Source organism: Aeromicrobium sp. Root495 (genome assembly GCF_001426755.1).
Classification (GTDB): Bacteria; Actinomycetota; Actinomycetes; order Propionibacteriales; family Nocardioidaceae; genus Aeromicrobium.
Map to the genome: position 1 here is coordinate 845603 of NZ_LMFJ01000001.1, position 20626 is coordinate 866228.

The window sequence follows — 20626 nt, forward strand, 5'->3', positions numbered from 1 at the left end:
ACGTCTGACGGCTCATTCCACGCCTCGGGGCGGTGGGGTGGCGTCCGTCCTGACCGCTCCGATGGAGCAGGACGGACGCTGAGGCACCTCCCACCCGTCGCAACGCTCCAGACGGACGCTGAGGCACCGCTCGCGGGGTCGGCGAGGGTGGCCGAGGCTCAGCCGAGGTCGGTGGCGATGCGCTGGGCCAGCTCTCGGACCTCGGGGACGATCGTGGAGGTGGGCACGCCGCCGAGGCCGACGGCGAAGATGACGCCTCCCTGGCGGACGACGACCTCGTTCTGCTTGAAGTCGCCCGGGCTGAAGGCCGCCTCGCCCACATCAGGCAGGTCCGTGACGGGCCCGCGGTTCACCGCGTAGTTGGCACGGATCGTCCTCCACTGGTCGGCCGTGCCGAAGTAGTAGACCTCCACGTCTGCGGCGGCGCCGTCCTTCACCCGGTAGGAGCAGTTGCGGGAGGTCCCGAGGCTCTCCTCGGACACGGTGCCACCGAACACGTCGGCCACCACCGCGGGCTCGGTGACCTCGCAGGGCTCGCTCGGCACGCGCCCGCTCGCCGCCGGAGCGGTCGAGGGCTCCGTCCGTGGCTCGTCCTGGTCGGTGCAGGCCACGAGGACCAGCACCGCCGACGCCAGGACGACGCCCAGCCGGGCACCCGGCACGGGCCTCACTCGCCCCACGTCATGGAGAAGACCTCGAAGGCGGCCCCGTGGGTGACGCCGAGGCGGCCGCCGGTGGGGCGGGACATGCCCTCGAGGAACTCGGCGGGATCGAAGTTCTCCCAGCCCAGGCCCTCGATGTAGGCGCGGTGCTCCGCGAGCGAGGCCACACCGCGGTCGAAGGTGTCGGTGGTGTCGACGCCGTGCCCTGACCGGGGTGAGCCCGCGGCCCAGACCTGCCGGACGTCGCCCCACGGCTCGAGGCCGTCGACGAGCTGCTCGGAGAAGATCCAGCGGTTGCCGGCGTCGGCGCAGGCGTAGAGGACAGCTCGGCCCACGGCCACGTGGTCGGCCTGGTTGGGCGTGGACCCGCCCCAGGTCTCGCGGAAGTTGCCGGTGATGACCACGTCGGGTCGGTGACGGCGAACCTGCTCCGCGATGGCGCGGCGCAGGGGGAGCCCCACCTCCACGACGCCGTCGGGGAAGCCGAGGAACTCGACCGTCTCCACGCCCACGACGGCGGCAGACGCGATCTCCTCGCCCATCCGGACCCGGCGGCACTCCTCGGGCTCCATGGAGTCGATGCCGGCCTCGCCGCTCGTGACCATGACGTAGGTGACGTCCTTGCCCTGCTCGGTCCAGCGCGCGACCGCCGCAGCGGTGCCGAACTCGACGTCGTCGGGATGGGCGACCACCACGAGGGCGCGCTCCCAGCTCTCGTCGACGTGCTCCAGTGAAGGGTTCTCGTCACTCATGGGGCCACACTAGGCTGCCGGGATGTCAGAGGAATGGCCCAAGCACGGGCCCGCGTCGTACTTCCCGTCCATCGAGAAGACCTACGGAAAACCCATCGCCGCGTGGATGGACGTCATCGCCGCGTCGCCGCACGCCAAGCACATGGACACCGTGGGCTGGCTCAAGACCGAGCACGGCCTCGGTCACGGTCATGCCAACGCCCTGGTGGCGTGGTTCCGCCAGGAGAACCCGTCGTGACATGACAAGAGCCCCTCACGCCGAGGCGTGAGGGGCTCTTGGAAGCTCAGGTCAGAGCGGGCGGATGTTCGCCGCCTGCAGGCCCTTCTGGCCCTGCTCGACGTCGAACTCGACCTTCTGGTTCTCGTCGAGCGAGCGGTAGCCGTTGGACTGGATCGCGCTGAAGTGCGCGAACACGTCCTCGCTGCCGTCGTCGGGGGCGATGAAGCCGAAGCCCTTGTCAGCGTTAAACCACTTGACGGTTCCGGTAGCCATGATGTTTCTCCTTGCTGTGGTGACGTGCTCGTACGGATTGACGAGCGACTAAGTCGCGACGTACATCAACCCGAGCGAGAAGCATCGGACCCGAAGGTCCGTCACTCGATACCACTGGACAAACAAACGCCTACAACGTTCTTAAACCTATCACGGTGCGCGGGGTCGTCCCACCACCCGACCGTCGGCGCGCCGCCTGCACGGACCGTCCCGCCCTGTCCCCGCTAGGTTTGACCCATCCAGGGGAGGTAGCTCAGCTGGTCAGAGCAGGGGACTCATAATCCCTGGGTCGCGGGTTCGAGCCCCGCCCTCCCTACCAGGACCGGAAGCCGTGCTTCGGCCCCGGCGCTGCGGCACACTGTCGCCATGACCGAAGCCGTGATCGTCGACCTCGACGGCACCCTGTGCGACACGTCCGGGATCGCCCACCACGTGGAGGGCGACGAGAAGGACTTCTGGGCGTTCCATCAGGCCTCGGCCGACGCTCCGGTCAACGCCGAGGTGGCCGACGCCGTGCGCGGCGCGCACGAGGCCGGACGGGCCGTCCTCGTGGTCACGTCACGCGAGTTCGTGTGGCGCGACCTCACCCTCGACTGGCTCGTGAAGCACGACGTCCCGTACGACCAGCTCCTCATGCGCGTCGTGGCCGACTACCGGCCCGACGTCAAGGTCAAGGCCGACATCCTCGACGGCATCGAGGCCGACGGTTTCACCGTGGTCGAGGCGTGGGAGGACACCGACGACGTCGCCGAGCTCTGGAGCTCCCGCGGCATCGAGGTCCACCGCGTCTGAGCCTGACGGTCGACCCTCATGACCTCAGGGCGTGGGGCTCAGACGCCGAACTCCGCACGTCGATCGGCCGGCACGAGGTCGGTGTACTCGGGGTGGTCGCGGATGACCTTGGGGACGAACGGACAGTAGGGCAGCACGCTGCCGCCGCGCTCGCGGATCTGCTCGAGGGCGCCCACGACGAGCTCGGACCCGATGCCACGACCCTCGAACGCCGGAAGGACCCGGGTGTGGGGGAGCGCGTACTCGGAGCCGTCGGCGCGGTAGTCGACGTAGCCGGCCAGCTCGTCGTCGACGGTGATCTCGAAGCGGTGGGAACGGGGGTTGTCAGTCACCACGGTGGTCATGACGCCATGGTCACACGGGACGCCCCGGGACGCCCCCGCAGGCGCTGCGCGGGAACCGCTGGTGCCTGTGGGGTGGGTGTGGCTACGATGGGACCAAGCGATCGTGGTCGCGATGCCTCGAAGAGGACGCTGGGGAAGGCGGATTCTCGAACAGGAGGCATCATGAGCGTCCCCACCCGTGGAGTTCTGTACGTCCACTCTGCGCCCTCTGCCATGTGTCCTCACGTGGAGTGGGCGGCGATCGGCGTGCTCGGAGGAACCCTCGAGGTCGACTGGGTGCCCCAGTCGGCCGAGGCCGGCACGTACCGCACCGAGATCTCGTGGCAGGCGCCCGTGGGCTCGGGAGCGGCCATCGCGTCCGCCCTGCGCGGCTGGGAGCGGCTGCGCTTCGAGGTCACCGAGGAGCCCACCGCGACGAGCGAGGGCGCCCGGTACAGCTACACGCCCGACCTCGGGATCTTCCACGCCCTCGTGGGTCTGCACGGCGACATCCTGATCCCGGAGGACCGCATCAAGGCGTTCCGCGTGAAGGCCGCCCTCGGCGAGATCTCGATGGAGCAGGCGCTCGACGGGCTCCTGGGATCGGCGTGGGACGCCGAGCTGGAGCCGTTCCGTCACGCCGGCGACGGTGCACCCGTCCGCTGGCTCCACCAGGTCATCTGAGCGACGCGCCGTGGGGTCGTGACTCAGTCAGGGCCGGCTCAGCCGATCCTGACCTTGGCGGTGGGTGTGGTCTTGCCGGTGTCGACGACCTTGATGCGGAACTCCCGCTCGCCCGTGCGCGAGGTGTAGAGCTTGGTCTCGAACCGGCCGTCGCCCTCGCTCTTGAGCCGCACGCCGGCGAAGCTGTCCCACTCGGGGTTCTCCTCGTCGCGCACCTCGACCGAGAGCTCGGCGCCGGACTTGAGGCCGGGGAACCGGCCGCTGATCGTGAAGCGCTGGCCCGGGGACACCTGGGCCGGATCGATGAAGAGGCTCGGCTCCTCCGACTGCTCGTCGGGCGTGGGTGAGGGCGCGGGTGTGGCCGAGGGTGTGGCCGACGGCGTGGGGGTGGTGGGCGCCACGATGGGAGGCAGGTTGACGTCGCCCAGGCCCAGGGCCTGCACGACGGCCGACCCGCCGAGCCCGAGCACGAGGCCGATGGCGCCGCCGGCCGCCACGAACCACAGCGCGAGGCGCACGCCGGCGCTCGAGGCCGTGCCGCGCGACCGCTGCGGCGGAGCGTCCTGACGGGTCGTGGTGGCCACGCGGGGTGCCTCGGCCGGCGCTGCGGGCGGCGCAGCCATGATGGTGGTCATGGCGTCGGGCGTGCGTGCTGCACCACGGGCGGGGCTGCCGTCGTGCTGCGTGACGGCCTTGACGGCGTCGCCAACGGTGACCAGCGAGTCGACGGTCTCGTCGGTGAGGTAGACCCCGAAGCGGCGGCCCAGCTCGTCTCCCACCTCCACGAGCGCGAGCGAGTCGACGCCGAGGTCCTTCAGGACGGCCTCGTCCCGGACGTCGGAGGGGTCTGCTTCGACGACGGAGGCGAGGATGTCGGCGAGCTGCTCGCGGACCTCGGGGGGCGTGGGCACTCTTTGATTCTAACGATCATGTTTCCAGTTCCGGGTTCACCGTCGCGGCGATCCCCTCGCGCCCTACGATGACCGGATGACCAGGGCCGATGACATCGAGTACGTCGTGGTGCACGGCTACCGCCGGGCGTACCGCAAGGCCGGCTCCGGCCCCGCGCTCCTGCTGCTCCACGGGCTCGCCTGCGACTCGTCCACGTGGGACACGGTCATGGCACCGCTGGCCGAGCACTTCACCGTCATCGCGCCCGACCTGCTCGGCCACGGCGAGTCCGACAAGCCCGACGCCGACTACTCGCTCGGTGCCTATGCCAACGGGATGCGCGACCTCATCACGATCCTGGGGATCGACAAGGTGACGGTCGTGGGCCACAGCTTCGGTGGCGGCGTCGCGATGCAGTTCGCCTACCAGTTCCCCGACCGGGTCGAGCGCATCGTCCTGGTCTCCACCGGCGGCCTGGGACGCGAGGTCACCCCCGCCATCCGCATGCTCACGCTGCCCGGCGCCGGAACGGCCATCTCCGTGGCCACGATGCGTCCGTGGCGGGGCCTCGTGGCCTCCACGATGCGCGGCCTCGCGCGCACCGGCTGGAAGACCACGCGCGACCTCGACGAGGTGGCCGACATCTACGAGAGCTTCGCCGACCCGGCCGCGCGCAAGGCCGTCCAGCGCCTCACGAGCCACGTCCTCAACTGGCGAGGGCAGTTCGTCACCATGACGGACCGCACGTACCTGGCCAGCATCGTCCCGGTCATGGTGGTCTGGGGCGTCGACGACCGGGTGATCCCCGTGGCCCACGCCGAGATCGCCCGCCGCCAGGCCATGTCCGACGTCCACGTGCTGGCCGACTCGGGCCACTTCCCGCACCGCGACCATCCCGAGGTCTTCGTCTCGCTGGTCTCCGACTTCGTGGCCGACAACGCGCCGGCCGCCTACCACCGCGGCAAGTGGCGCGCCATGCTGCGCCGGGGCGACAAGATCGACATCGCGCCGGTCGAGCCAGCAGCCTCGGGCGAGTCCGTCACCGTCGCCGGCTGAGGCATCCGACCTCGGACCGACCTGGGCCTGCCGACCGGCCGTGAGGGACCCGCAGCCGGGCCCTCAGGCGGGGGTGGGGACGGCTGCCTCGTCGGTGGCTTCCGGCAGGTCCTTGCGGCGCCTTCGCCTTCGTCTGCCCTGGTTGCCCGAGGCCCACGCGCCGATGGAGACCGAGAGCCAGCCGATGAAGGCGCCCGCGATGTCGTCGGCGATGTAGTGCCAGCCGAAGTAGATGGTGGCGGTGACCGTGAGGACCAGGAACGACCACACGATGGCACGCAGGATGGCTTTCTGGCCCGTGCGCTCCATGAAGAGGCAGGCCGTGACGACGACCGAGACGTGCAGCGAGGCGAACCCGGCCACGCCGTGGATCTTCTCGCTCTCCCAGGGGTCGGTCAGGACGTCGACCCTGGCTCTGAACAGGCTCTGCTGTAGCTCCGTGACGCTGGTGTCCCGCAGCTCCCAGAAGGTCTGCGGCTGGGCGAACGCCGGGCCGAGCGTGGGGAGGCTGTAGTAGCTGATGACGCCGAGCACCCAGTTGAGGCCGAGGGCCGTGGCGTACCAGGCGCCGATGGAGAAGTCGCGGTTGAGCACGAGGAACGCGCCCAGCGTGATGGGCACGAGGGGGAGGTAGCTGACGTAGGCCGCTGCGAGGATCTCGGCCGCGATGCCCGTGCCCAGGAGCTGGTGCAGGAGGTCGGCCGGGTTGTGGCCGAACATCAGGAAGTGGTCGAGGTCGAGCAGGTCCTTGTCGAACAGCACGCCCTCGCGCACGACCGGGAGGTAGCTCTTGAGGTTGCGGTAGCTGACGTAGCACGCGTAGAAGGTGATCAGGCCGGTGGCGATGTACGCCACGCGCTTGAGGGACCACTCGTCGCGCACGATCTCGCGCACACCGGTGCCGATGCGCCGCACGCCCGACCGCTTGATCGCCGCCGGCACGATGCCGGCGGCGAAGAAGAGCAGGCCGAGCAGCGGAAGCCGCACGTAGGCCGGTCCCAGGAAGCCCTCGGGATCCTTCATCGGCAGCCCGAGGTACAGCGAGAACCCGATGGCGGTGCCGGTCACGGCCACGGCCAGACACACAGCAAAGGTGTAGGGCCAACGACGCATGACGAACATCCTAGGGGCAGGATCCTGGGAGGTGCCTGAGAGTCGGCTCAGGCGTCGCCACCCTCCTGCGCGACGCCCCGGGTGGCGGTGGGGTCGTCGATGCGCAGCTCGGTGAAGGCGTCCCTCACGACGGACCGGTCGACGAGCCCGCGATCGGCGAGACCGGCGAGCGTGGCCACCACGATGGACTCCGCGTCGACCTGGAAGGTCCGACGTGCGGCGGCCCGGGTGTCGGCGAAGCCGAAACCGTCTGTTCCCAGGGACTGCCAGGGTCCGGGGACCCATCGCGAGATCTGGTCGGGGACGGCCCTCATGTAGTCCGAGACGGCCACGGTGAGGGCGGCGGAGTCCATGAGCTTGGACGTGATCCACGGGACCCGCGAGTAGTCGCCCGGGTGGTTCAGGTTCCACTGCTCGGCGCTCACGGCGTCGCGGGCGATCTCGTTCCAGGACGTGACGGACCACACATCGGCGGCCACGTCGTACTTCTCGGCCAGGATCTGCTGGGCCTTGAGCGCCCAGGGCAGGGCCACGCCCGAGGCCATGATGCGCGAGCGGAAGGCGCCCTGGGTGGCCTTGCGGAACAGGTAGGCGCCGCGCAGGATCCCCTCGACGTCGACCTCCTCGGGCTCGGCCGGCTGGTTGAGGGGCTCGTTGTAGACCGTCAGGTAGTAGATGACGTCCTCGCCGCGGGGGTGCTCCTCGCTCGTGCCGTACATGCGGCGCAGGCCGTCCTTGACGATGTGCGCGATCTCGAAGCCCCACGCGGGGTCGTAGTGCACCACGGCCGGGTTGGTCTGGGCGATGAGCGGGGAGTGCCCGTCGGCGTGCTGCAGGCCCTCGCCCGTGAGCGTGGTGCGGCCCGCGGTGGCGCCGATGAGGAACCCGCGCGACATCTGGTCGGCCATGGCCCAGATGGAGTCGGCGGTGCGCTGGAACCCGAACATCGAGTAGAAGAGGTAGACCGGGATCATCGGCTGGCCGTGCGTGGAGTACGCGCTGCCGGCCGCGATGGTGGAGGCCATGGCGCCGGCCTCGCTGATGCCCTCGTGGAGCAGCTGGCCCTTGTCGGACTCCTTGTAGGCCAGGAGCAGCTTGCGGTCGACCGACTCGTAGGTCTGGCCGTGCGGGCTGTAGATCTTGGCCGACGGGAACATGGAGTCCATGCCGAAGGTGCGGTACTCGTCCGGAGCGATGGGGACGATGCGCGACCCGATCTCAGGGTCCTTCATGAGGTCGCGCAGGAGCCGCACGAACGCCATGGTGGTGGCGATCTGCTGCTTGCCCGAGCCCTGCTTGAGCGGGGCGTAGACCTTGTCCTCCGGCAGCTTGAGCTCGACGGGGTCGACCTTGCGCTGGGGGAGGGATCCGCCCAGCGCGTCGCGCCGGGCCTTCATGTACTGGATCTCCTCGCTGTCCGGACCGGGGTGGTAGTACGGCGCGATGTCGGCGCCGTCGATCTGCTCGTCGCTGACCGGGATGTTGAGACGGTCGCGGAAGCCCTTGAGGTCCTCCTTGGTGAGCTTCTTCATCTGGTGCGTGGCGTTGCGGCCCTGGAAGGACTCCAGGAGCCAGCCCTTCACCGTGTGAGCGAGGATCACCGTGGGCTGGCCCGTGTGCTTGGTGGCTGCCTCGAAGGCCGCGTAGACCTTGCGGTAGTCGTGGCCGCCGCGGGGGAGCCGCTCGATGTCGCCGTCGGTGAGGTGCTCGACCATCGCGCGCAGGCGCGGGTCGGGACCGAAGAAGTTCTCGCGGTTGTAGTCGCCCGACTCCACCGAGAGCGTCTGGAACTCGCCGTCGGGGGTGCGGTTCATCTGGTTGACGAGCACGCCGTCGGTGTCGCGCGCGAGCAGGTCGTCCCACTGACGGCCCCACACGACCTTGATGACGTTCCAGCCGGCGCCGCGGAACGTGGACTCCAGCTCCTGGATGATCTTGCCGTTGCCGCGCACGGGGCCGTCGAGCTGCTGCAGGTTGCAGTTGATGACGAAGGTGAGGTTGTCGAGCTCCTCGCGTGCTGCCACCCCGATGGCGCCGAGCGACTCCACCTCGCCCATCTCGCCGTCGCCGAGGAACGTCCAGACGTGCTGCTGGCTGGTGTCCTTGATGCCGCGGTGGTGCAGGTAGCGGTTGAACCGCGCCTGGTAGATCGAGTTGATGGCCGCGAGACCCATGGAGACCGTGGGGAACTCCCAGTAGTCGGGCATGAGGCGCGGGTGGGGGTAGGACGAGAGTCCCTTGCCGAAGCCGTGCGAGTGCTCCTGCCGGAAGTTGTCGAGCTGGTCCTCGCTGAGACGGCCCTCGAGGTAGGAGCGGGCATAGATGCCCGGCGCGGCGTGACCCTGGATGTAGATGTGGTCGCCGCCCCCGGGGTGGTTCTTGCCGCGGAAGAAGTGGTTGAAGCCGACCTCGTAGAGGCTCGCCGCCGACTGGTACGTGGCGATGTGACCGCCGACGCCGAGGCCCGGACGGTTGGCGCGCGACACCATGACGGCTGCGTTCCAGCGGATGTAGGAACGGATCCGACGCTCGATGGCCTCGTTGCCGGGGAACCACGGCTCGCGCTCGGGCGGGATGGTGTTGATGAAGTCGGTGCTGCGCAGGGCGGGCACGCCGACGTTCTGCTCGCGGGCGCGCTCGAGGAGGCGGAGCATGACGTACCGCGCCCGCGCCCGGCCCCGCTCGTCGACCATGTCGTCGAGGGAGCTGACCCACTCCGCGGTCTCCTCGGGATCGATGTCGGGGAGCTGGGTGGGAAGACCCTCGTGGATGACCGGGGGGCGGTCGGTGTTGTCGGGTCCGGAGGTGGGGGTGGGCGAGCCGGTAGGCATGTGACCTTCTCTCGATGTCTTGTGGACGTTGTCATCTTTCCACGCCGCATTCGCTAGTGTGAGAGCGGCAGCACGCCGAAAGTTCCTACTTTTCAGTAGAACTACCGAGTAACACCACCACCCGAAGGAGCATGTTGTGGACGCCGCGAGGTTGGGATTTTCCCCCGACACCGTCATCCAGGAGCTGGGCTGGGACGAGGACGTCGACGACGCGCTACGAGTGGCTGTCGAAGAACTCACCGGTCATGCGCTGGTCGACGGTGATGTCGGAGATGTCGTTGACGGTGTCGTGCTCTGGTGGCGCGACGGGGACGGCGACCTGATCGACGCGCTCGTCGACTCGCTCCAGGACCTCGTCGAGGGTGGCTCCGTGTGGTTGCTGACCCCCAAGGTCGGACGGCCGGGATACGTCCAGGGCGCCGACATCGTCGAGGCCGCACCCATCGCCGGGCTGTCCACCACCACCACGTCGTCGGCCTCCGCCGACTGGTCGGCCACGAAGCTCTCCACGCACAAGCGCTGATCTGGTTCAGGGCGCTCGTCGGCCCGGGCGTGTCGTGGCTACGCTGAGGCCATGACCCTCGAGATCGGCACCGTCGCGCCAGACTTCACGCTCAAGAGCCAGCACGGCGAGGACATCTCGCTGTCGGACTACCGCGGTCGCACCGTGGCGGTCGTGTTCTTCCCGTTCGCCTTCAGCGGCATCTGCACGGGTGAGCTGTGCGAGATCCGCGACAAGATCGAGGTCTTCGCCGAGGGCGACGTGCAGGTCCTGGCGATCTCGTGCGACCACTTCTTCTCCAACAAGGCCTTCGCGCACGAGCAGAACCTCGAGTTCCCCGTGCTGAGCGACTTCTGGCCCCACGGCGAGGTGTCGCGCGCCTACGGCATCTTCAACGAGGGCGCCGGCGCGCCCGAGCGCGGCACCTTCCTCGTCGACGGCGAGGGCGTCCTGCGCTGGAGCGTCCACCACGGCATCGGCGAGGCCCGCGACTTCGAGGCGTACCGCGCCGCGCTCGCGGAGCTCGCGGGCTGATGCTCGTCGCGTTCTCGGTCGCACCCAGCGGCACCGGACGCGAGGACGGCTCGGTCCACGACGCCGTGGCCGCGGCGGTCACGGTGGTGCGGGAGTCGGGACTGGATCACCGCACGGACGCCATGTTCACCACCATCGAGGGACCCGACTGGGACACCGTGATGGACGTCGTGAAGCGGGCCACCGAGGCGGTGGCCCCGTTCGGGTCGCGCGTGTCACTCGTGCTGAAGGCCGACATCCGTCCCGGCTTCGAGGGAGAGCTCGACGGCAAGCTGGAGCGCCTCGAGGCGGCCATCGACGCACTCTGAGGTCGTGCGGTCCGCCCCGATGCGGTCATGGAACGAATAGTTCGTGACGGCTGGTGTGCGAGGGAATTCGGCCGAGGCGAAATACCTCGACAGGTTTACGTAAAAACCGGCGCACGACCCGCCGGATGCGCTTTGATGGAGGTGCTGCGGCCGCCCGGGACCCGAGACCCTGGCGGCCGCAGCTTTTCTTCGTGCGGAGCACCGGCGACGCGGCACTAGGCTCGTCCTGTGTCACGTGTCTTGCTGAAGGTCCACCACCCGTCGCTCTCGCCGGTCGGGGTCGACGAGGTCCTCGCGCACAACGCCATCGGCAACAACGTGGGCAACTTCGCCTTCAGCTACGCCGCCGAGAGGGCACTGAGCGCCCCCGGCAACGACGTCACCGCCGTGGCCACTGGAGCGCTGTTCGCCACGCCCGAGGCGGTGAACCGCGAGTACGACCACGTGGTCATGCCCCTCGCGAACCACTTCCGCGCGTCCAACATCAAGGCACTCGAGCGCCAGGCCAAGGCCATGGAGCAGTTCACGATCCCCGTGACCGTCCTCGGCGTCGGCGGGCAGGCGAGCCTCGAGGGAGAGGTCCCCGCCGACGAGCGTGAGGCCGTCGAGAAGGCCACCCGCCGCTTCGTGCGGGCCGTGTTGGAGCGCGGTCCGTCCATCGGCGTGCGCGGTGATTTCACCAAGTCCTACCTCGTCGACCTGGGCTTCGACGCCGACCGGGTCGACGTCATCGGCTGTCCTTCGCTCTACCTGCACGGCGACTCCGTGCCCCTCGAGCTGCCCGACGCGATCGACCCCGAGGGACCCCTCGCGATCAACGTGTCGCCGTACGTGACGGCCATGGGCCCGATCCTGCTGGACAACCTGCGCCGCTACCCGGGGCTCACGTACTTCGGGCAGGACATCCGCACGCTGCGGCTCCTCGTGGAGGGCAAGTCCCTGCCCGGCGACGACACGCAGCTCCCGCTGCGCCCGGACCATCCCGCGTTCGCGGCCGGACGCACGGTGTTCCCGCTCAGCATGCCGGTCTGGATGTCGGAGCTGGGACAGCGCCAGATGAGCTTCGGGACGCGCATCCACGGCAACATCGTGTCGCTCCTGGCCGGCACGCCGGCCGTCGTGCTGGCCCATGACTCCCGGACGCTCGAGCTGGCCCGCTACCACCAGATCCCGCACCGCCAGATCAGCGAGCTCTCGCCGCAGGAGGCCACGGCAGAGGCGTTGTACGACGCGGCTGACTTCTCGGGCTTCACCGACGGCCACGCCGCCCGGTTCCGCCACTACGTCGAGTACCTGGAGCAGCACGGCCTGCAGCACTCGTACGGTCCGCAGGGCGGGGGAGAGATCTTCGACGCACAGGTGCGGTCGCTCACCGACGACGGCGCCTACGCCCCCGTCGTGGTGGCGACCGGCCGGGTCCCGGTCCCGGTCGCCGCGCAGGTCGCTCGTCCGTCGGGGCTGCGGTCCTGCCTGGGTCGGCTGGTCCGCGGGCTGAAAGCACGGTTGTCGCGCAGCCGCTGACCCGCGATATCCTGCGGTGTCCGAGCGCCCGCCCGGACACGTGGGGCGAATAGCTCAGCTGGTCAGAGCATCCGGTTTACACCCGGAAGGTCGGGGGTTCGAAACCCTCTTCGCCCACCCTCGAGGTCATGGCGGTCGCGCTCCCGTCGGGCCGCGGGCGGCACTTCTCGGACGGCCGTCGGCCGGCCGGAGCGCCCGGTCGGCGGTCGCACTCCCGTCGGGCCGGGGAGGACTGCAGAGGTTTGGGTCTGTCGCCCCTCCTGTCCCATGAGTCATGGTGGAGCCAGACGGGGGTCCGGACGGGAGCATGGTCATGAAGCACGCGAGCGCGCGGTCGAGACGGTGGTCGGCCCCGAGCCGTCCCCGACGGTCGCCCCCCACCGGTCCCCGCCCGAGAGGCACGACGGTCGCGTCGCAGGCCTCGTCGGCCTTGGCGACGTACGACGAGCAGGGTCAACGTCTCCACCTGCTGGCCCGCATGCTGACCGACGACGTCGAGCTCGCCGACCAGCTCGTCGTGGGGGCGGTCGTGGGAGGCCGCGGGCCGTCGGAGGTCCAGGCGTTGTCGGCCGTGGTCTACCGGAGCTGGGCGGACCGCCGGGACCGGTCGTCGCAGGCCGAGCCGATCGATCGGCCGCGAGCCGACATCGTCGGGCAGGTCCACCGACTCGCCGCCAACCATCGCGCGGCACTGGCGCTGTGCAAGTACGGCGACCACGACTATCGGCGGGCTGCCGTCGTCATGGGTCTGTCGGCCGAACGCGTCGCCCAGCTGCTCAGCGAAGCGCTCTGGACGCTGGGGAGCGCGGCCGCGCAGGACGCCGAGCCGACGTCGGCCGCCTAGGGGCTCGACGTCGCAGGAGTCAGGCGTGCGGATCGTCCAGCGCCGACGACGCGTCCTCCAGGGTCGACAGCTCGGCCCGGCAGCGGGGGCACTCGCGCAGGTGTGTCCTGAAGCGCGTGCGCTCGAGCTCGCCGAGGGCGTCCAGGACATAGGCGCCCATCAGGTCGTGGAGGTCACCCATCCCGGACGACTGCCCTCGACGATGCGCGGCGCCCGACGGGGCCGTCGGCTCCGGCTCCGCATCGGGTGGGCCTCATGCTGGTGGTTCGTCGCCGAGGGCACCGATGATGGGCCGACTCGGCCGGGACCCGCCCCGGTCTCGGCGACAGCGCGCGCCGAGTGGCCCTGCTACCTTGCGGTGGCAAGTCTCAGGACGAGTCGGTGCCCGTGCCCGGGGGAGCGTGGCGGCGCCGACTCCGGAATTCGGCTGGTCCTACCGAACGAGGTCATGTGAAGCATCGCGAGGAGACCGACCCCGACGTCGGCACCGGCCTGCGCATCCGCGAGGCGAGCGAGCTCCTGGGTGTGCCCGCCGCGACGCTCCGGTCGTGGGAGCACCGGTACGGGCTGCCCGTGACCTCGCGCAGCGCAGGAGGACATCGGCGCTACACGCAGGCGGCACTCACCCAGCTGGGCCTGATGCGCGACGAGGTCGCGTCGGGGCAGAAGGCCTCCGACGCGGCACGGAGGGTCCGGGCCCTCCTCGACGAGATGAGCCCTGCTCGACCGAGGATCGACGCCGTCCTGGCTGGCTCGGAGCGGCGCGACGCCACCGAGATCCGAGCAGCCCTGGAGGACTCGTTCGCGGATCTCGGGCTCGCCGAGACGCTCGACCAGGTGGTCCTGCCGGTCATGCGTCAGATCGGCACCTGGTGGGCGTCCGGTCGTTGCGACCCCGGTCAGGAGCAGCTCACGACGGCGGCCGTCCGGGCCTGGCTCGCAAGGATCACGACGCTTGCCCCCTCCCCGGAGCCGGACCGACAGGTGCTGCTGGCCACGGGTCCGCACGACGTGCACACGCTCGGCCTGGAGGCGCTCGCGGCCGTGCTGGTGAACCAGGGCACGTCGTGCCGGATCCTTCCTGCCAGCACTCCGGTCTCCGTCCTGACCACGGAGGCGGCCGCCGCCTCACCGTCCGCCGTCGTGATCGTCTCCCACCTGTCCTCCCAGCGCCGTTCGGCCGTGGCGTCGCTCGTCGCCGTGGCGGAGTCCGGCCGTCCCACGTTCTACGGCGGCAACGCGTTCCGGTCGCCGCTGACGCGCAAGCGCGTTCCGGGAAGCTACCTGGGCGAGCGGATGGTCGAGGCGGCCGCGATGATCCAGGGCTCAGTCAGGACCGCGTTCCCGGCCGTGGAGCAGACGTCGTCCTCACCTGCGTGACCATCCTGGTCCTGCGGCGGGCAGTGCCCGACCGGCTCCCGCGCGCGGAGCGCTGTGGACGGGTGGGAGCGGGTGTCGGTGGACGTTGACAGGATGGCGGCGTGACCTCCACCGCCGAAGACGCCCTGCTCGCCCTGCGCCGCCTCACCGGACGCGAGGACGCGCAGTTCCACGACGGTCAGCTCGAGGCCATCACCGCCCTCGTCGACGACCACCGACGCGCGCTCGTTGTCCAGCGCACGGGCTGGGGCAAGTCGGCGGTGTACTTCGTGGCCACCTCGCTGCTGCGGGCCCGGGGGACCGGTCCCACGCTGCTCGTCTCGCCCCTCATCGCCCTCATGCGCGACCAGGTGGCCGCGGCCGAGCGGGCGGGCGTGCGGGCCGTGGCCATCAGCTCGGCCAACGCCCATGAGTGGGACGAGGTGCGGGCCAGGCTCGCCGCCGACGACGTCGACGTGCTGCTGGTGAGCCCTGAGCGCCTCACCAACCCGCGCTTCCGCGAGGAGCAGCTGCCCACGCTCGTGGAGCGCATGGGTCTGCTCGTGGTCGACGAGGCGCACTGCATCTCCGACTGGGGCCACGACTTCCGCCCCGACTACCGGCGCCTGGCCCGGCTCATCGAGTCCCTGCCCGCCGGCGTGCCGGTGCTCGCCACCACGGCCACGGCCAACGAGCGCGTCGTCACCGACGTCTCCGAGCAGCTGGGCTCCGACGTCCTCACGCTGCGGGGCTCGCTCGCCCGGCAGTCCCTGCGGCTCGGCTGCCTCACCCTCGCGAGCTCACGCGAGCGGCTGGCCTGGCTCGTCGAGCACCTCCGAGAGCTGCCGGGCAGCGGCATCGTCTACGCCCTCACGGTCTCGGCCGCCGAGGACACCGCCCGGCTGCTCGCCGATGCCGGCTACCCGGTCAAGGCGTACACCGGGCGCACCGACGTCGACGAGCGTGTGGTCCTGGAGCAGGCCCTCAAGGACAACCAGGTCAAGGCGCTCGTCGCCACCAGCGCGCTGGGGATGGGCTTCGACAAGCCCGACCTCGGCTTCGTGGTGCACCTCGGCGCTCCTTCCTCGCCGGTCGCGTACTACCAGCAGGTCGGCCGCGCCGGCCGAGCCACCGACCACGCCGACGTCCTGCTGCTCCCGGGTCACGAGGACCGTGACATCTGGCGCTACTTCGCCACGGCGTCCATGCCCCGGCCGGAGAAGGCGGCTGCCGTCATCAACGCCCTCGGCCCGGAGCCGCTGTCCACCGTGGCGCTGGAGGCGCGGGTCGACATCCGCCGCACGCCGCTCGAGCTGTTGCTCAAGGTGCTCGACGTCGACGGAGCGGTGCAGCGCGTGGCCGGTGGCTGGGTGGCCACCGGCCGGCCCTGGGACTACGACGCCGAGCGCTACGAGCGCATCGCGGCGGCTCGGGAGAACGAGGAAGCCTCCATGCTGGCCTACGAGGCAGCCACCACGTGTCGCATGGAGCTCCTGCAGGCAGCGCTCGACGACCCCTCCGCGGCGCCGTGCGGCAAGTGCGACGTGTGCGCAGGCCCGTGGTACCCCACAGATGTCGGGTCCGAGGCCGGTTCGGCCGCGGTCCAGGCGCTCGACCGGGTGGGTGTCCCCATCGATCCGCGGGCCCAGTGGCCCACGGGCGCCGCGTCGCTCGGCGTCGAGCTGGAGGGCAAGCCCCTCAAGGGCAAGATCGGGCCCGAGCTGCAGCTGCAGCCCGGCCGCGTCGTGGCCCGCCTGACCGACCTCGGATGGGGCGGCGTCCTGCGTGAGCTCTTCGCCCCGGGCCGACCCGACGGCCCGGTCTCCGACGAGCTGCTCAAGGGCGTCGTGCGGGTGCTGGCCGGATGGGGCTGGTCGGAGCGCCCCGTCGGCGTCGTGGCCATGCCGTCGCGCTCCCGGCCCCAGCTCGTGGCGAGTCTCGCCGAGGGCATCGCGCGCATCGGGCGCCTGCCGCTCCTCGGCTCGCTCGACGTGGCTTCCGGGGTGCCGGCGTCCAGCCCCGGCGGCAACAGCGCCTTCCGCCTGGCCGGTGTGTGGGGCTCGGTGAGCGTCGGTCCTGCCCTGGCCGAGGCCTTGGCCGGTGTCGGTGGACCCGTCCTGCTGGTCGACGACCTCGTCGACAGCCGGTGGACCCTGACGGTCGCCGGGCTCGAGCTCCGACGCCACGGCGCCGAGGCCGTCCTGCCGTTCGCGCTCGCATCCGTCGGGTGAGTCGGCCCTCCGTCCCGATACAAGGTTGTATCGTCGAGCCATGGCCCCCGCAGGAGCACCCACGCGCAAGCGAGAGGCCACCCGCGAGCGCATCCTCGATGCTGCTCGCCAGGTCCTCGCCGACACCGGCATCCAGGGCGCGACCGTCGAGACCATCTGCGAGCGCGCTGGCTTCACCCGCGGAGCGTTCTACTCGAACTTCGCCTCCAAGGAGGACCTCGTCCTCGCGCTCTTCCACCGGGAGAGCGACCTGCTCATGCAGGAGATGTCGGAGGCGCTCGACGCCGAGCTCCTGGCCGGCCAGGACGCCCCCACCGTGGTGTCACGCGTCCTCGACCGCTTCCTTCGGGGGTACCCCCACGACCGCATGGGCTTCCTCATCAACCAGGAGTTCATCACCCACGGTGCGCGCCACCCCGAGATCGCCCAGGTCTACCGCGAGCTCTGGCAGCGCACGGTCGACGACATCACCGGATTCGTGGAGCGGGCCGCCGTGGCCCTCGACCTGCGACTCACCATCCCGGCCGAGTCCGCGGCGTTCCTCCTGCTGGGCGCGTTCGACGTGGCGCTGCGCACCCACTTCCTCGACTCCGAGGCGGACGAGCTCGACGGAACGCTGCTGCAGCGTCTCGTCGGCGACCTCCTCGCCACCGTGCTGGCCGGACAGGAGCGCCCATGACCACGCTGCGTGAGGTCGTCGCCGTCCTCGACGGCCTGTACGACCCCCGATGGGCCGACGACTGGGACGCCGTCGGCACCGTCGTCGGAGACCCTGACGCCGAGGTGCGCCGGATCCTGCTGGCCGTGGATCCCGTCCAGGCCGTGGTGGACGAGGCCGTCGAGTGGGGGGCTCAGCTGGTCCTCACGCACCACCCCCTCCACCTGAAGGGCGTCACGTCGGTGGCGGCCACCACCCCCAAGGGCCGCGTCGTCCACACGCTCGCCAGCCGGGGCATCGCCCTGCACACGTGCCACACCAACGCCGACTCGCCGCGCCTGGGCGTCTCGGAGTCCATGGGGCTCGCGCTGGGCCTCACCGACCTGCGACCGCTCGAGCCCGACACCGACGCCCTCGACGCCTGGACCGTCTACGTCCCCGAGGCCGACGCCGACCGGGTGGCCGAGGCCATGTGGACGGCCGGTGCCGGAGCGGTCGGCGACTACGACCGTGCCTCGTTCCGCGCCTCGGGCGTCGGGACCTTCCGCCCGCTGTCCGGTGCGCGCCCGGCCGTGGGGGCCGTGGGCGACGACGAACGGGTCGACGAGGTCATGATCCGGCTCGTGGCCCAGCCGGACGCGCGCGAGAGGATCCGCTCGGCCATGCGGGAGGCGCACCCGTACGAGGAGGTGGCCCACGACGTCGTCGCCACCGAGGGCGCACCGTCGGCGCAGCGGGGGAGCGGACGCATCGGGCTCCTGCCTGGCCCCATGAGCCTGGGGCGGTTCGCCGAGCACGTCGCCTCGTCCCTGCCCTCCCACCATGGCGCCACGCGCATCGCCGGGGACCTCGACCGCCTGGTCCACACCGTCGCGCTGTGCGGGGGCTCCGGAGACTTCCTGCTCGGCACCGCGCAGGCGGCGGGGGCCGACGTCTACGTCACCTCCGACCTGCGCCACCACCCCGTGAGCGAGCACCGCGAGCGTCCCGACGCCTGTGCTGTCGTCGACGTGCCGCACTGGGCGGCGGAGTGGACGTGGCTGCCCGTGGCCTCACGTGCCTTGGAGGATGCGCTGGGGGATACGGTGGAGACCCGCGTCTCGACCGTCGTCACCGACCCGTGGACCCACACGGTCTGACCCAGCACCAGGAGCTCCCGCTGAAAGCCGAACCGTCCTCCCAGCTCGTCCTGCTCGACCTCCAGGCGCAGGACGCCACCCTGCTCCAGCTCGCGCACCGCCGTTCGTCGCTGCCCGAGCTCGCGCAGCTGAAGGAGCTCGGGACCAAGGCGGCGGAGCTGGACTCACAGCGCGTCGCCGCGCTCACGAAGGTCCAGGACCTCACCCGGGCGCAGAAGAAGGCCGACCACGAGGTGGAGCAGGTCAAGGCCCGTCGCCAGCGCGACGAGGAGCGCATGGCCAGCGGTGCGATCAGCAGCCCCAAGGACCTCGCCAACATGCAGCACGAGCTCACGGCTCTCGAGCGCCGCATCGGCACGCTCGAGGACGAGGAGATCGAGATCATGGAGCAGCTCGAGGAGGCCCAGACGGCCCTCGACGCCATCACGGCCGACCTCGACGCGTTGAAGACCGACATCGCCCACGCCGAGGCCGCCCGCGACGCTGCTCTCACGGCCATCGAGGAGCAGTCCGTGCTGGCCACGGCCGCTCGCGGGACGCTCGTCGCCGAGGTCCCCGACGACCTCCTCGCGCTCTACGACAAGCTCCGTGCGCAGTACGGCTCGGGAGCCGCTGCGCTCCAGGCACGTCGCTGCGAGGGCTGCCGGCTGGAGCTCAACAGCGCCGACCTGCGCGACATCGCCGCGCAGCCGATCGACGACGTCGTGCGGTGCCCCGAGTGCAGCCGCATCCTCGTCCGGACGGCCGAGTCAGGGCTGTGAGCCGCAAGGTCGTCGTCGAGGCGGACGGCGGGTCGCGGGGGAACCCGGGCCCCGCTGCCTACGGCGCCCTCGTGCGTGACGCCGAGACGCACGAGGTCCTCGCCCAGCGTGGCGAGACCATCGGCGTCGCCACCAACAACGTGGCCGAGTACAGCGGGCTCATCGCCGGCCTCGAGCTCGTCCGCGACCACGCACCCGACGCGGTGGTGGAGGTCCGCATGGACTCCAAGCTCGTGATCGAGCAGATGGCAGGCCGCTGGAAGATCAAGCACGCCTCCATGAAGCCGCTCGCCGAGCAGGCCCGCGAGCTGGCCCCGGCTGACGTCACCTGGACGTGGGTCCCGCGGGAGCAGAACGGCGCGGCCGACGCCTTGGCCAACGAGGCCATGGACGAGGAGGCGCGCACGGGCCGACCCGCCGTCGTCGGCACGATCGCGCCGGCCGAGCCCGACCCGTCGCCTCCCGCCGACGACCTCACGGCGGCCGCACCTGCGCAGTCCGAGAAGGGCTCCAACCCGTTGCTGGGCTGGCGCGGCTCGGTCCACGGTGAGCCCACCACCCTGGTGCTGCTGCGGCACGGCGTCACCGACAGCACGGTCCGCAAGCTGTTCTGCGGCTCCGGCGGCACGGACCCCGGGCTCAATGCCGACGGGGAGGCGCAGGCGGTGCGTGCAGCGGCCTGGATCGCCCGCAAGCACCAGGTCGACGCCATCGTGGCGTCACCCCTGCGTCGCACCCAGGAGACCGCGGGCTTCGTGTCCCGCGAGCTGGGCCTCGACGTCGCGCTCGAGCCCGGCATGGCCGAGGCGGCGTTCGGCGACTGGGACGGCCACAGCTTCGCCGAGATCATGGAGGGTTGGCCCGACGAGCTGTCGGCGTGGCTCGGCTCCACGGCCGTGGCGCCTCCCGGAGGTGAGACGTTCGACGCTGTCTACGAGCGGGTCCAGGCGGCCCGTGACCGCATCCTCGAGCGCTACGCGGGGCAGACCGTCGTGGTCACGAGCCATGTCACGCCCATCAAGATGATGGTGCGGCTGGCCCTCGACGCACCCATGTCGGTCATCCACGCCATGGAGCTGGCCCCGGCCAGCATCACCACCATCGCCTGGTGGCCCGACGGCACCCCGTCGCTGCGCAACTTCTCCGTCGTCCCCGACTGACCCCGGGGTGGG

General features: G+C 70.8%; 23 protein-coding genes and 2 tRNA genes. 17 read left to right on the forward strand and 8 right to left on the reverse strand.

Going from position 1 to position 20626, the window contains the following annotated elements:
- Positions 1–158: 158 nt before the first annotated feature.
- Together ASD11_RS04335 and ASD11_RS04340 are read right to left on the reverse strand one after the other, a co-directional pair.
- The gene (locus ASD11_RS04335) at positions 159–671 is read right to left on the reverse strand and encodes a hypothetical protein (RefSeq protein ID WP_156464580.1); all 513 of its coding nucleotides are present in this window, start codon (positions 669–671) and stop codon (positions 159–161) included.
- Complete coding sequence (locus tag ASD11_RS04340) at positions 668–1414, reverse strand: PIG-L deacetylase family protein (protein ID WP_056283784.1); 747 nt, start codon at positions 1412–1414, stop codon at positions 668–670. Before ASD11_RS04340 ends, ASD11_RS04335 begins: the two co-directional genes overlap by 4 nt.
- A gap of 22 nt (positions 1415–1436) precedes the next feature.
- On the opposite strand from ASD11_RS04340, the gene ASD11_RS04345 reads away from it, so the two are divergent.
- Positions 1437–1652: a DUF4287 domain-containing protein gene (locus tag ASD11_RS04345; RefSeq protein ID WP_056283786.1), complete on the forward strand. Its 216-nt coding sequence runs from the start codon at positions 1437–1439 to the stop codon at positions 1650–1652.
- 51 nt (positions 1653–1703) lie between these two features.
- On the opposite strand, the gene cspE is transcribed toward ASD11_RS04345, so the two are convergent.
- Positions 1704–1907, reverse strand: a complete 204-nt coding sequence (gene cspE / locus ASD11_RS04350; RefSeq protein ID WP_056283791.1) for a transcription antiterminator/RNA stability regulator CspE — start codon at positions 1905–1907, stop codon at positions 1704–1706.
- 242 nt (positions 1908–2149) lie between these two features.
- Between cspE and ASD11_RS04355 the strand changes: the two genes are divergently transcribed.
- Both ASD11_RS04355 and ASD11_RS04360 read left to right on the forward strand, forming a co-directional pair.
- Positions 2150–2226 (forward strand) — tRNA-Met (locus tag ASD11_RS04355).
- Positions 2227–2273: 47 nt separating this feature from the next.
- Positions 2274–2699: a phosphatase domain-containing protein gene (locus tag ASD11_RS04360; protein ID WP_156464581.1), complete on the forward strand. Its 426-nt coding sequence runs from the start codon at positions 2274–2276 to the stop codon at positions 2697–2699.
- A gap of 38 nt (positions 2700–2737) precedes the next feature.
- Here ASD11_RS04360 and ASD11_RS04365 read toward each other — a convergent pair whose 3' ends face one another.
- Positions 2738–3043: a GNAT family N-acetyltransferase gene (locus ASD11_RS04365; protein WP_056283797.1), complete on the reverse strand. Its 306-nt coding sequence runs from the start codon at positions 3041–3043 to the stop codon at positions 2738–2740.
- A 162-nt stretch (positions 3044–3205) separates the two neighbouring features.
- Here ASD11_RS04365 and ASD11_RS04370 point away from each other — a divergent pair, with 162 nt between their 5' ends.
- Positions 3206–3706 (forward strand): DUF3145 domain-containing protein, encoded by a 501-nt coding sequence (locus ASD11_RS04370; RefSeq protein WP_056283800.1) that lies wholly within the window; start codon positions 3206–3208, stop codon positions 3704–3706.
- A 38-nt stretch (positions 3707–3744) separates the two neighbouring features.
- Here the strand turns inward: ASD11_RS04370 and ASD11_RS04375 are convergent, their stop codons facing one another.
- Positions 3745–4617, reverse strand: coding sequence for an acyl carrier protein (locus ASD11_RS04375; protein WP_056283805.1), 873 nt, complete (start codon positions 4615–4617; stop codon positions 3745–3747).
- A 76-nt stretch (positions 4618–4693) separates the two neighbouring features.
- On the opposite strand from ASD11_RS04375, the gene ASD11_RS04380 reads away from it, so the two are divergent.
- Positions 4694–5653, forward strand: coding sequence for an alpha/beta fold hydrolase (locus ASD11_RS04380; RefSeq protein ID WP_056283809.1), 960 nt, complete (start codon positions 4694–4696; stop codon positions 5651–5653).
- A gap of 63 nt (positions 5654–5716) precedes the next feature.
- On the opposite strand, the gene ASD11_RS04385 is transcribed toward ASD11_RS04380, so the two are convergent.
- A complete protein-coding gene (locus tag ASD11_RS04385) occupies positions 5717–6766 on the reverse strand; it encodes a phosphatase PAP2 family protein (RefSeq protein ID WP_082554391.1) in 1050 nt (349 codons plus the stop codon).
- Positions 6767–6813: 47 nt separating this feature from the next.
- Positions 6814–9597 carry a pyruvate dehydrogenase (acetyl-transferring), homodimeric type gene (gene aceE, locus ASD11_RS04390; RefSeq protein WP_056283816.1) on the reverse strand — a complete coding sequence of 928 codons (2784 nt, stop codon included), beginning with the start codon at positions 9595–9597 and terminating at the stop codon, positions 6814–6816.
- A 136-nt stretch (positions 9598–9733) separates the two neighbouring features.
- Between aceE and ASD11_RS04395 the strand changes: the two genes are divergently transcribed.
- From ASD11_RS04395 to ASD11_RS04420, 6 genes are all read left to right on the forward strand, one after another.
- Positions 9734–10120: a DUF3052 domain-containing protein gene (locus tag ASD11_RS04395; RefSeq protein ID WP_056283819.1), complete on the forward strand. Its 387-nt coding sequence runs from the start codon at positions 9734–9736 to the stop codon at positions 10118–10120.
- A gap of 51 nt (positions 10121–10171) precedes the next feature.
- Positions 10172–10633, forward strand: coding sequence for a peroxiredoxin (locus tag ASD11_RS04400; RefSeq protein WP_056283821.1), 462 nt, complete (start codon positions 10172–10174; stop codon positions 10631–10633).
- Positions 10633–10941 (forward strand): thiamine-binding protein, encoded by a 309-nt coding sequence (locus ASD11_RS04405; RefSeq protein ID WP_056283823.1) that lies wholly within the window; start codon positions 10633–10635, stop codon positions 10939–10941. The genes ASD11_RS04400 and ASD11_RS04405 overlap by 1 nt, the downstream gene beginning before the upstream one ends.
- Before the next feature lie 228 nt (positions 10942–11169).
- The gene (locus ASD11_RS04410; protein WP_056283827.1) at positions 11170–12462 is read left to right on the forward strand and encodes a polysaccharide pyruvyl transferase family protein; all 1293 of its coding nucleotides are present in this window, start codon (positions 11170–11172) and stop codon (positions 12460–12462) included.
- A gap of 43 nt (positions 12463–12505) precedes the next feature.
- Positions 12506–12579: transfer RNA gene (locus ASD11_RS04415), tRNA-Val, on the forward strand.
- Positions 12580–12892: 313 nt separating this feature from the next.
- Positions 12893–13306 carry a hypothetical protein gene (locus ASD11_RS04420; protein WP_056283831.1) on the forward strand — a complete coding sequence of 138 codons (414 nt, stop codon included), beginning with the start codon at positions 12893–12895 and terminating at the stop codon, positions 13304–13306.
- A 19-nt stretch (positions 13307–13325) separates the two neighbouring features.
- On the opposite strand, the gene ASD11_RS17705 is transcribed toward ASD11_RS04420, so the two are convergent.
- Complete coding sequence (locus ASD11_RS17705) at positions 13326–13487, reverse strand: zf-HC2 domain-containing protein (RefSeq protein WP_082554162.1); 162 nt, start codon at positions 13485–13487, stop codon at positions 13326–13328.
- Positions 13488–13756: 269 nt separating this feature from the next.
- Between ASD11_RS17705 and ASD11_RS04425 the strand changes: the two genes are divergently transcribed.
- The 6 genes from ASD11_RS04425 to ASD11_RS18020 all read left to right on the forward strand — a co-directional run bounded on the left by ASD11_RS04425 (position 13757) and on the right by ASD11_RS18020 (position 20614).
- Positions 13757–14686: a MerR family transcriptional regulator gene (locus tag ASD11_RS04425; protein WP_056283834.1), complete on the forward strand. Its 930-nt coding sequence runs from the start codon at positions 13757–13759 to the stop codon at positions 14684–14686.
- 101 nt (positions 14687–14787) lie between these two features.
- A complete protein-coding gene (locus tag ASD11_RS04430; RefSeq protein WP_056283838.1) occupies positions 14788–16896 on the forward strand; it encodes a RecQ family ATP-dependent DNA helicase in 2109 nt (702 codons plus the stop codon).
- A gap of 40 nt (positions 16897–16936) precedes the next feature.
- Entirely contained in the window at positions 16937–17575 is a 639-nt protein-coding gene (locus ASD11_RS04435; protein ID WP_056283841.1) for a TetR/AcrR family transcriptional regulator, read from the forward strand.
- Positions 17572–18693: a Nif3-like dinuclear metal center hexameric protein gene (locus tag ASD11_RS04440; RefSeq protein ID WP_056283843.1), complete on the forward strand. Its 1122-nt coding sequence runs from the start codon at positions 17572–17574 to the stop codon at positions 18691–18693. Before ASD11_RS04435 ends, ASD11_RS04440 begins: the two co-directional genes overlap by 4 nt.
- Positions 18675–19454, forward strand: a complete 780-nt coding sequence (locus tag ASD11_RS18015) for a zinc ribbon domain-containing protein (protein ID WP_156464583.1) — start codon at positions 18675–18677, stop codon at positions 19452–19454. The genes ASD11_RS04440 and ASD11_RS18015 overlap by 19 nt, the downstream gene beginning before the upstream one ends.
- On the forward strand, positions 19451–20614 hold the full coding sequence (locus ASD11_RS18020) for a bifunctional RNase H/acid phosphatase (protein ID WP_056283848.1): 1164 nt from the start codon (positions 19451–19453) through the stop codon (positions 20612–20614). Before ASD11_RS18015 ends, ASD11_RS18020 begins: the two co-directional genes overlap by 4 nt.
- Positions 20615–20626: the final 12 nt, after the last annotated feature.

Excerpts from the sequence above, each read along its gene's own strand:
- ASD11_RS04440 (WP_056283843.1), top strand. The coding sequence starts at position 17,572 with ATGACCACGCTGCGTGAGGTCGTCGCCGTCCTCGACGGCCTGTACGAC.
- ASD11_RS17705 (WP_082554162.1), bottom strand. The coding sequence starts at position 13,487 with ATGGGTGACCTCCACGACCTGATGGGCGCCTATGTCCTGGACGCCCTC.
- ASD11_RS04370 (WP_056283800.1), top strand. The coding sequence starts at position 3,206 with ATGAGCGTCCCCACCCGTGGAGTTCTGTACGTCCACTCTGCGCCCTCT.
- ASD11_RS04360 (WP_156464581.1), top strand. The coding sequence starts at position 2,274 with ATGACCGAAGCCGTGATCGTCGACCTCGACGGCACCCTGTGCGACACG.
- ASD11_RS04385 (WP_082554391.1), bottom strand. The coding sequence starts at position 6,766 with ATGCGTCGTTGGCCCTACACCTTTGCTGTGTGTCTGGCCGTGGCCGTG.
- ASD11_RS04365 (WP_056283797.1), bottom strand. The coding sequence starts at position 3,043 with ATGACCACCGTGGTGACTGACAACCCCCGTTCCCACCGCTTCGAGATC.
- ASD11_RS04400 (WP_056283821.1), top strand. The coding sequence starts at position 10,172 with ATGACCCTCGAGATCGGCACCGTCGCGCCAGACTTCACGCTCAAGAGC.
- aceE (WP_056283816.1), bottom strand. The coding sequence starts at position 9,597 with ATGCCTACCGGCTCGCCCACCCCCACCTCCGGACCCGACAACACCGAC.
- ASD11_RS04405 (WP_056283823.1), top strand. The coding sequence starts at position 10,633 with ATGCTCGTCGCGTTCTCGGTCGCACCCAGCGGCACCGGACGCGAGGAC.
- ASD11_RS04340 (WP_056283784.1), bottom strand. The coding sequence starts at position 1,414 with ATGAGTGACGAGAACCCTTCACTGGAGCACGTCGACGAGAGCTGGGAG.
- ASD11_RS04345 (WP_056283786.1), top strand. The coding sequence starts at position 1,437 with ATGTCAGAGGAATGGCCCAAGCACGGGCCCGCGTCGTACTTCCCGTCC.
- cspE (WP_056283791.1), bottom strand. The coding sequence starts at position 1,907 with ATGGCTACCGGAACCGTCAAGTGGTTTAACGCTGACAAGGGCTTCGGC.
- ASD11_RS04380 (WP_056283809.1), top strand. The coding sequence starts at position 4,694 with ATGACCAGGGCCGATGACATCGAGTACGTCGTGGTGCACGGCTACCGC.
- ASD11_RS04435 (WP_056283841.1), top strand. The coding sequence starts at position 16,937 with ATGGCCCCCGCAGGAGCACCCACGCGCAAGCGAGAGGCCACCCGCGAG.